Consider the following 8,344-nt stretch of genomic DNA (forward strand, 5'->3'; position numbering starts at 1 on the left):
ATGCTGCATCGCAGCACCCTGCCGCCGAATATTGGCGGGCCAAGGCAGCGCGCAAAAATCGTCAAAAATGGACAATTCGGGCTGCTTCCCGCTGTTTTTCGCGCCTTATTAGCCACGCCTCACGTTTCTGTTTCAAATGTGTCAACTTTTTGTGTTGCGTTGCACAATGGTGGCCCTATTCTGCGTGAGGGGGGCGCTTCCGATTGGAAATGCGCCGTGAACGACGCCGCCATGTTGACCGATTGGCAGTTTCGCCGTCCCGCCGGCATACGCCGCTAATGGGAAATGCGCGCGACACCCAATTGGACGCGCTGAGGGCCATCGCCGTGACGATGGTGCTGTACTCCCATTTCTTCGCGGCGGGCGGGTCCTCGTTCTGGGGCCACATCGGCGTGCGTCTGTTCTTCGTGCTGAGCGGCTTTCTGATCACGCGACTGCTGCTGGAAGCCAGAGCGGCCGCCGAATTCGAAACCGGACCGGCGCTGAGATCCTTCTATGTGAGGCGGGCGCTGCGGATATTCCCGCCCTATTTCGCGGTGCTGGGTTTCGTCTGGCTGGTGGACCTGGAGCAGTCCAGAGGTTCGCTGGTCTGGCATGCGCTCTATCTGTCGAATTTCTGGTACGCAGCGCAGAATGAATGGACGCCCTGGCTGCTCTGCCATTTCTGGAGCCTGAGCATCGAGGAGCAGTTCTACATCGCCTGGCCGCTGATCGTCCTGCTGGCGCCGCGCCGGCGCCTGGAATCGATCTGCATCGGCGTTATCGGGCTGTCGCTGGCCTACCGGTTTTATTGGCCGGTCGCTGGAACGCCGGGTTTGGCGCGCGACCTGCTGCCGCCGGCGTCGATGGATGCATTGGCGTCTGGCGCGCTGCTTGCCGCCTACCGGTCAAGAACAGCTGGCTTGCCGCAATGGCTTCGAGGTGGCTGGCCGGGGCTCGCGGTGGCGTTTTTCGTTTTACAGTGGTTTGCGCCAGCGCCGGCAAATCCGGTGCAGGAATGGGGCCTCTGGGTGTTGTTGCAGGTCCTGCCTCTCGTGCCGCTGGTGGTCATCGTTGCAAGCTGTTCGACAGGGGTTGGCGGCAATATCGGAAAACTTCTCGAACTGCCGCCGCTGCTTGGCCTTGGCCGCATCAGCTACGGCGTGTATCTCTACCATCCGATAGTGCTGTCGCTCATCGTCAAGTCGCAGCCGTGGATACCGCTCAACGTCTCGGAACAAGGGCCGGGACGGTTCCTGGTCGCGGGAACTGCGACGCTCATGCTGGCCTCGGTCTCGTGGCTGCTTTTCGAGAAGCCGCTCAACAGCCTCAAGCGCCACTTCCCCTATGTTGCTCGAAAAGGCCGCGGCCTCATCCCGGCAGGCATCGACGCCGGCAATGCCGGATGGGTCGCGGCGGGAGCATATCCGGGCAGACCGCTCGATGGCGCATCACGCTTGCCTCGCAAGCTGCACCGAACCGATCGGAGCTGATCATGGCTGCTCCCTTGGTGTCAGTTCTGCTGCCGATCTACAATGCGGGACCTTATCTCGCCGCTGCGCTGGGCAGCGTCCTGCGCCAGGATTACGATCGTCTGGAGGTCATTGCCATCGATGACGGCTCGACGGACAACTCGCTGCAGATCCTGCAGAAATATCGCCAGGCCGACAGCCGTATCTCGATCATCTCACGCGAAAACCGTGGCCTGATCGCAACTTTGAACGAAGGCCTGGCCGTGGCCCGCGGCGATCTGGTCGCCAGGATGGATGCCGACGACATCGCCTATCCCCGACGCCTGTCGCGGCAGGTCGCGCTGTTCAACCAGCAGCCTGACCTTGCGCTGTGCGGTGCAGGCTTCGACACCTTGCTCGGCAACCGCGTCGTCAGGGGTTCGCCCGATCCGATATTCCAGGACAATAGCCTGCGGATATTGTCGATGTTCTTCACGATCTTCATGCATTCCACGGTGGTATACAACAGGAATGTCATAGAAGAAGACGTTCTATATTACGATACCAGCTACAAGCATGCCGAGGATTTCGACATGTTCAGGCGGCTGACCGACCGCTACGCGGCGGCCATGATCCCCGAAAGCCTGATCGCCTACCGCATCCATGACGACAGCGTGACCAACAAGCACAAGCGCGAAATGCGCAGGACGCATTTGAAGATCGTCGCCGAGAACCTCGAGCGCGAAGGGCTCGCACAAGAGACGCAAGGCCTCCGCGATATCGGTGAGGTCCTGTCGATGGGCACGGTTCGCCGTGCCGCCGAATGGATCCTTGCGCTGGAAGAAACGATTGCCGTCCTGCCGGCCGAGACGAGGCCGAGTTACCAGGCTGGCACGCTGAACCTGTTCTATTTCCTCTATCAACTGATATCCGGGGAAAGACAGCCACTGCTGATGCATGAATTCCTGACGCGGACGGCGAAATGGAAACTCATCCGGCGCCGCGAGCAGTACGTGTTTCGCACCGGTGCCTTCGCGCCGCGCTTCAGTCTCGTCTCGATGTCGGTCACGAGGCAGGTGGACGCCCTGTTGCGTTATCTGCAATCCGTGCCGGCCGCGGCCGTTTTGCCTTCGAACCAGTTGAGCTAGCAACGCATGTTCGTCAAATCGCACCAGCTCCAGCAGCGCGGCCACTCGACGGTGCCGGCGGCCATGTCGCCGCGGCCGCAGCATGGACCGGCACCGGCGGTCAGCTTCATTGTCTGCACACGCGACCGCGTCGCCGTGCTCGAGCCCTGTATCAGGTCGATCCAGGCCGCGTGTCGTGCCCATGCCGACCTTGCCGCCGAGCTGGTGGTTGTCGACAACGGGTCGACCGACAGCACGGCCAAACGGCTGGCCAGCATCGCCGAACTGTCGGACATTCCGTTCACGGCTATTCGCGAACCACGACCCGGGTTGGCGGCCGCCCGCAATGCCGGGCTCGAGCGGGCGCGGGGCCGCGTGCTGGTCTTCGTCGATGACGATTGCGCGGTCCACAAGGATTATCTGCGCGATCTGCAGCGGCACTATGCGGCCGGCGAGCGGGTCATCCGCGGCGGCCGCGTCGAGCTTGGCGATCCCCGCGACCTGCCGTTCACCATCAAGCGGTCGCCGGTGCGCGCGCGGCTTACGCCGGATGTCCATCCCGGCGGCTTCGTACTCGGCTGCAACATGACGATGCACCGCGATGTCGCCGCCCGCATCGGGCGTTTCGACGAACGCTTCGGCGCCGGCGGCCCGCTGCGCTCCGCCGAGGATACGGACTATCTCGTCCGGGCGGTGCTGCTCGGCATTCCGGTCGAATATGTGCCCGACATGACCATCTATCACCATCACGGCCGGCGCGACCGCAAAGCCATCGAAAAGCTGCATCGCGACTACAGCATGGGCAATGGCGGGCTTTGCCTGAAACATATCCGCCATGCGCCGTGGCTGCTTCGCCATTTCTACTGGTCTATGAGGGCGGCCTTGCGCGAACTGGGGAAAGGCCCGCTGTTCGATCGCGAACTCAAGCTGTCGCACTGGCCGATCATCGGCATGAATTTGCTCGGCGCGGCCAAGTTCGCGGTGCTTTTGCTGGCGAAATCGCCAAAGACAACGGAAATGCGACAGGAGCAACAGGCAAATGCCGAGGCAAGGTGATCCGCTATCATGCGACTGATGCCGCCCAGCCTGCCGATGCTGCGCCGCGCGCTCGGGCAAAAGCAGTTGCGCCTGCTTCCGGCCGTGGTAGTGCTCGGGCTGCTCAGCGCCGCGCTCGAAGGTTTTGGTATCGGCCTGATCATCCCGTTGCTCAACATAATCATGGGGCAAGGGCAGAGCGGCATGGCCGGCTTTTCCGCCGTCTTCCAGCATGTCGGATCGAGCCTGAGCGAGCGCGACCGGCTGATCGTCATATCCGTCGCCATCCTCGGCTCGATCGTCCTGAAGAACCTGTTCGCCTACGCCAATACGCTGCTGACCACCTTCATCTACGGCAAGGCAAGCCATTCGATCCGCAGCGCGCTGTCGGAGCAGCTGCTGCGGGTAGGCTACCCGTTCTTCCTGCAGCAAAGCCCGGGACGGCTGCTCAACATCATCTCCAATGAATCCTGGCGGGCCTCGGATGCAATCCAGATCACGTTGGGGGCAATCGTCAACGCATCGGCCGCAATCATCCTCCTGATCTTCCTGCTACTTCTGTCATGGAAGATGACGTTACTGGTCACTCTGGGGCTGGCGCTGGTCCAGGTCGCGCACGCCATGCTGTCGGCCAATCTGAAGGCGCCGAGCCGCAGCGTCGCCTCCCGCAACAGCCAGCTCGCATCGCAGATGCTGCATCTGGTGCATGCCGGGCGGCTGATCCGCATTTTTGGCCAGGAGCAACGCGAGAAGGCGGCTTTCGACCAGGCATCGGATGCGGTGCGTCGGGCCGCCTTCGTGCTTCTGACGCGCCAGGGAGCTTTGCCGCCGCTGACCGAGGTTCTGCACGCCATGCTGTTCCTGGCGGTGGTGATCGGCGCCTGGTTCGCCAATGTTTCCTTCCCGCTGATCGTCGCCTTCGTCATCCTGCTCTACAGGCTGCAGCCCTATATGCGGTCTTTGCAAATGGCCTGGAGCCAGCTGCAGGGCCTGAGCGGATCGCTTGAAGAGGTGACGTGGATGCTGGATCCATCCGGCAAGCCCCAGCCGCCGCAAGGCGACGCGGCCTTCCCCGGGCTCAGCCAAGGCATCAAGTTCGAGGACGTCACCTTTACCTATTCCGGCCCCGATACCAGCGAGGAGCAGCGCGCGGTGGTGCTGCATGCGGCGAGCTTCGACCTCCGCAGCGGCCGCTCGACCGCGCTGATCGGCCGTTCGGGGGCCGGCAAGACGACGATCGTCAATCTCCTGTGTCGCTTCGTCGAACCGGATAGCGGCAGGATCCTCGTCGATGGATCGCCTCTCGACCGCATCGACCCCAGCCAATGGCGAAAGCACATCGCGCTCGCCAGCCAGGAGCTGGAACTGGTCGACGGCACGATTTTCGACAACATCATCTACGGCCAGGACGCGGCTTCGGCCGACGACGCCGAGCGCGCCGCAAAACTGGCCGAAGCGCATGGCTTCATCGAGCAACTGCCGCAAGGCTACAGGACGGTCGTCGGCTACCGCGGCGTCAATCTCTCGGCGGGACAGCGGCAGCGGATCGCGCTGGCCAGGGCCCTGGTGCGCGATCCCGATATCCTCATCCTCGACGAAGCCACGAATGCGGTGGACGGGCTGTCGGAAGCGGCAATCGTCGAGACGCTGAAGTCGCGCGCCGGCCGCCGCACCACCATCGTCATCAGCCATCACCGCAGCACCATCTCATTCTGCGACGACGTCGTGATCCTGAGCCACGGCCGCGTGAAAAAGCAGGCGCCCTTCGCCGCGCTGGCGACGCTCAGCATGGATGAGCTTTACCAGCACGAGGCGCTGGAGGGCTGAGGCTTTGATCCTCTGCGCATTCCGGCCGTCGTGCCGGATGCAAGGCCAGGCATCTCGGGGCGAGGAGCCCGCCGCCATGCCTCTCTGCGGGATTTATGGGATGATGAGTGATCCCGAGCTTACCCGCTTTCGATCTGGAGCGTACAGAACCAAGGGTCCGCCTGCCAAATCCAGCAATGGCAGGCGGACCCTAATCAGCGCATGAAGGGACTGATTCTGCGCCGATGTCTCCTCGAGGAGGTGACGCCATCAACTGAAGACGGGCGCAGTTGTTCCCGACGCCGGCCGTACACAAGACCATTGCGCAGGCAGGTCAGACTTAGGTCCTATAAACGCGCATCGGCTCGGCGCTGATTGGGGCCGCGATCGATCCCGCACGGCTGATGAGGGGCGCTTGCATTCCTGCGGAATACGCATCCACCGGCGCCAGTGAAGTTGTCCAGGCGGTACGGGCTCAGCGGTTGTCAAGCTGTTGCTAATATGCCGCACAGGCAGCGCTCTATGAACGGCGTCGCTTGGAACCCCTACCTCCGACCAACCGTTAGTGTCACAATGACGAACCAAAAAGTGAGGCTGACGATGGACCCGCTGCAAAACAACACGTTGGAGATCTGGTGTCTTGCGGCCGTTCCGCTGTCGCTGCTCCTTACGGTGTTATTGGCCGGATTTATTCTTTAGCCGAACCCAACGAGGCCGGCTTTGCGGACCGGGCCTGGAAGATGAAAATGACGGCCATTAGGCACGGTAGGGGTCGGGGACACCCCCGTGGCACCAGGCCATGGCAGGCTTTTCCAACGTTGCCATCATAATCGGCTCTTTCGACCGATCCGGTCCGCGGCGATTGCTCGCGGCGGCCCCCGTTGCGAGGGCGAGCATCCGAGCTCGTACGTTTTTTACACAATCGCTGATTGGTGGACTCGCCCGCCGCGATCGACGTTAATTTTGCGTTAGCGACAGGAGGGGGGAGATCGCTAAAGGGAGGAAGAAAATGAAAGAAAACTACGATCTGACGATCGACTACGACGACGAACCTTACGACACCAAGCCTTACGATCTAGCCACATTCGCAAGGAAGCACGGGCTCAACATTCGAGCCGCCGAGCTTCTTCTTTTCGCCAAAGGCCCGTCTCGAGCGGCCTGCGATGCCGCGGCGAGGGCTTTTCTCGCGGCAGTCGCCGCACAGGCTATGAGACAATCGGCGCGGTAGGTCTCACAAACATTGCTGACACGGCCTGCCGTGTCAGCAACCCAACGGACAGCGCTGGAAATTCCGGGCCGTTTCCAACAAGATGCCTGAGCATCCGGGAACGGCCTGAAATGTGCAATCTCTACAACATCACGACCAGCCAGCAGGCCATCCGCCAGTGGACCCGCGCCTTGCGCGACATCCTCGGCAATCTCGAACCCTCCATCGACATCTATCCCAACCAACCAGGCCCGGTGGTGCGCAACACGCCGGACGGCGAACGCGAACTGGCCAATCTGCTGTGGGGCATGCCGACGCCACTGGAGCGGGTGAAGGGCAAGGCCGACTATGGCACCACCAATATCCGCAATCCGCAATACGGCCACTGGCAGCAATATCTCGGCATCGAGAACCGCTGCGTGGTGCCCGTCACCAGCTTCGCCGAGCCCAGCCCGACGCCCGGTGACAAGGACCCCGAGACCGGCATCCAGCGCAACTACTGGTTTGCACTCGGCGAGGACCGCCCGCTGTTCTTCTTTGCCGGCCTGTGGACGCATTGGCATGGCATTCGCAAGGTCAAGGACGGCCCCGCCGATCACCAGGTCTATGGCTTCATGACGACCAGGCCCAACGCGCTGATCGCGCCGATCCACGACAAGGCAATGCCGGTGATCCTGGCCACGCCGGAAGGAACCGAGACCTGGCTGACGGCGCCGTGGTCGGAGGCAAGGCACCTGCAGCGCACGGCGCCCGATGACGCGCTGGTGATCGTCGAAAAACCGGCGACGCAGATCAAGTTTCCGCAGCAGGCGCCGGCGCAAGGCTCATTGTTTTAGCGCTTGAACTTCTGCAGCACCCAGATGTAGCCCTTGGGCGGATGATCCTGGTCGATGAACTGCGTCTTCACCGTCGTGTCCTTGCGGCTGCATCGCTTGCACCTGAACCTGATCGCTTCCAGCGGTTTGTTCCAGCCCACCACCTGGGCCACGTCATTCGCCCTGAACCGTCCGACATGGTAGCAATGGCCGCATTCCACGATAAGCAGCATGTTGGCCTTGGCGGCACGCCCAACGCTGTCCATCGGCCCGGCCATGGCTCATTTCCGGGTCGAGTAATCCTCGGGCAGCGGAAGCAGGCCAAGCTCCGCCATCCGGTAATCGGGCTCCTTCTCCGCGACGCTGGCCAGCACCCCGTGCAATTTTTCGACAAGCCCGCAAAGCTGCCAGAACAGCTCGCCATGCGCCTTCAGATGCAGCTGCGACGACAGCACCGTCCGGCGCAGGCTCAAAGCGTCCCTGATGATCGCCTCCGCATCCCTCGCCGACAGCCTGTCGAACCGGCTTTTTCGTCTGCCCATCGCGGCTCTCCTCGATTTGTGAGCAACCGCCCCGCCTACTGACAAATAGGAAGGCATTCCTCGCGGAGTCAATTCGCCCTTGACATTTTTGTTCCCGTTTTGTTCAATTTCAACAGGAGCGATCGGAGCCGTCGTCATGGACCACATCGTGAGGCTGGACAGCCGCCAGGAGGCAGCCCTGCAGGCCATCGCCGACAAGTTCATTGCCCAGCACCAGGGCGATGCGGTGAAGGCGCTCAAGGAGATGATTGTGCTGAATGGGCATTTGCAGGAACGGCTTGATGCGGTGGAGGGCCGGCGCCGGGGTACGCCTCCGGCGAAGGCCGCCTTGCGAGAAGATGGCACGGTAGCGAGGCTGCGCTCTTAAGGTCGTCCTTACGAG

General features: G+C 62.2%; 10 protein-coding genes. 8 read left to right on the plus strand and 2 right to left on the minus strand.

Annotated features, from left to right (window positions below):
• The 7 genes from AC0L2Y_RS17560 to AC0L2Y_RS17590 all read left to right on the plus strand — a co-directional run bounded on the left by AC0L2Y_RS17560 (window position 1) and on the right by AC0L2Y_RS17590 (window position 7,441).
• On the plus strand, window positions 1-279 hold the full coding sequence (locus tag AC0L2Y_RS17560) for a hypothetical protein (RefSeq protein WP_473558134.1): 279 nt from the start codon (window positions 1-3) through the stop codon (window positions 277-279).
• The gene (locus AC0L2Y_RS17565) at window positions 279-1,472 is read left to right on the plus strand and encodes an acyltransferase family protein (RefSeq protein WP_473558136.1); all 1,194 of its coding nucleotides are present in this window, start codon (window positions 279-281) and stop codon (window positions 1,470-1,472) included. The genes AC0L2Y_RS17560 and AC0L2Y_RS17565 overlap by 1 nt, the downstream gene beginning before the upstream one ends.
• A gap of 2 nt (window positions 1,473-1,474) precedes the next feature.
• A complete protein-coding gene (locus AC0L2Y_RS17570; protein WP_473558138.1) occupies window positions 1,475-2,578 on the plus strand; it encodes a glycosyltransferase family 2 protein in 1,104 nt (367 codons plus the stop codon).
• A 6-nt stretch (window positions 2,579-2,584) separates the two neighbouring features.
• On the plus strand, window positions 2,585-3,613 hold the full coding sequence (locus AC0L2Y_RS17575) for a glycosyltransferase family 2 protein (protein ID WP_473558140.1): 1,029 nt from the start codon (window positions 2,585-2,587) through the stop codon (window positions 3,611-3,613).
• A 9-nt stretch (window positions 3,614-3,622) separates the two neighbouring features.
• Window positions 3,623-5,419, plus strand: coding sequence for an ABC transporter ATP-binding protein (locus AC0L2Y_RS17580; protein WP_473558143.1), 1,797 nt, complete (start codon window positions 3,623-3,625; stop codon window positions 5,417-5,419).
• Window positions 5,420-6,407: 988 nt separating this feature from the next.
• The gene (locus AC0L2Y_RS17585; protein ID WP_352489964.1) at window positions 6,408-6,626 is read left to right on the plus strand and encodes a hypothetical protein; all 219 of its coding nucleotides are present in this window, start codon (window positions 6,408-6,410) and stop codon (window positions 6,624-6,626) included.
• A 110-nt stretch (window positions 6,627-6,736) separates the two neighbouring features.
• The gene (locus tag AC0L2Y_RS17590) at window positions 6,737-7,441 is read left to right on the plus strand and encodes an SOS response-associated peptidase (protein ID WP_473558146.1); all 705 of its coding nucleotides are present in this window, start codon (window positions 6,737-6,739) and stop codon (window positions 7,439-7,441) included.
• Here AC0L2Y_RS17590 and AC0L2Y_RS17595 read toward each other — a convergent pair.
• Both AC0L2Y_RS17595 and AC0L2Y_RS17600 read right to left on the minus strand, forming a co-directional pair.
• Complete coding sequence (locus tag AC0L2Y_RS17595; protein ID WP_023677293.1) at window positions 7,438-7,698, minus strand: hypothetical protein; 261 nt, start codon at window positions 7,696-7,698, stop codon at window positions 7,438-7,440. The two genes, AC0L2Y_RS17590 and AC0L2Y_RS17595, sit on opposite strands and share 4 nt — an antisense overlap.
• 3 nt (window positions 7,699-7,701) lie before the next feature.
• Window positions 7,702-7,962 carry a hypothetical protein gene (locus AC0L2Y_RS17600; RefSeq protein WP_352475623.1) on the minus strand — a complete coding sequence of 87 codons (261 nt, stop codon included), beginning with the start codon at window positions 7,960-7,962 and terminating at the stop codon, window positions 7,702-7,704.
• Between the two features lie 136 nt (window positions 7,963-8,098).
• On the opposite strand from AC0L2Y_RS17600, the gene AC0L2Y_RS17605 reads away from it, so the two are divergent.
• Window positions 8,099-8,329, plus strand: a complete 231-nt coding sequence (locus AC0L2Y_RS17605; protein WP_473558148.1) for a hypothetical protein — start codon at window positions 8,099-8,101, stop codon at window positions 8,327-8,329.
• Window positions 8,330-8,344 lie beyond the last annotated feature (15 nt).

Source organism: Mesorhizobium sp. WSM4830 (assembly GCF_055811495.1).

What these genes read in the sequence shown, in the direction of transcription:
- AC0L2Y_RS17560 (WP_473558134.1), top strand. Translation starts at nt 1, where the DNA reads ATGCTGCATCGCAGCACCCTGCCGCCGAATATTGGCGGGCCAAGGCAG.
- AC0L2Y_RS17565 (WP_473558136.1), top strand. Translation starts at nt 279, where the DNA reads ATGGGAAATGCGCGCGACACCCAATTGGACGCGCTGAGGGCCATCGCC.
- AC0L2Y_RS17570 (WP_473558138.1), top strand. Translation starts at nt 1,475, where the DNA reads ATGGCTGCTCCCTTGGTGTCAGTTCTGCTGCCGATCTACAATGCGGGA.
- AC0L2Y_RS17575 (WP_473558140.1), top strand. Translation starts at nt 2,585, where the DNA reads ATGTTCGTCAAATCGCACCAGCTCCAGCAGCGCGGCCACTCGACGGTG.
- AC0L2Y_RS17580 (WP_473558143.1), top strand. Translation starts at nt 3,623, where the DNA reads ATGCGACTGATGCCGCCCAGCCTGCCGATGCTGCGCCGCGCGCTCGGG.
- AC0L2Y_RS17585 (WP_352489964.1), top strand. Translation starts at nt 6,408, where the DNA reads ATGAAAGAAAACTACGATCTGACGATCGACTACGACGACGAACCTTAC.
- AC0L2Y_RS17590 (WP_473558146.1), top strand. Translation starts at nt 6,737, where the DNA reads ATGTGCAATCTCTACAACATCACGACCAGCCAGCAGGCCATCCGCCAG.
- AC0L2Y_RS17595 (WP_023677293.1), bottom strand. Translation starts at nt 7,698, where the DNA reads ATGGCCGGGCCGATGGACAGCGTTGGGCGTGCCGCCAAGGCCAACATG.
- AC0L2Y_RS17600 (WP_352475623.1), bottom strand. Translation starts at nt 7,962, where the DNA reads ATGGGCAGACGAAAAAGCCGGTTCGACAGGCTGTCGGCGAGGGATGCG.
- AC0L2Y_RS17605 (WP_473558148.1), top strand. Translation starts at nt 8,099, where the DNA reads ATGGACCACATCGTGAGGCTGGACAGCCGCCAGGAGGCAGCCCTGCAG.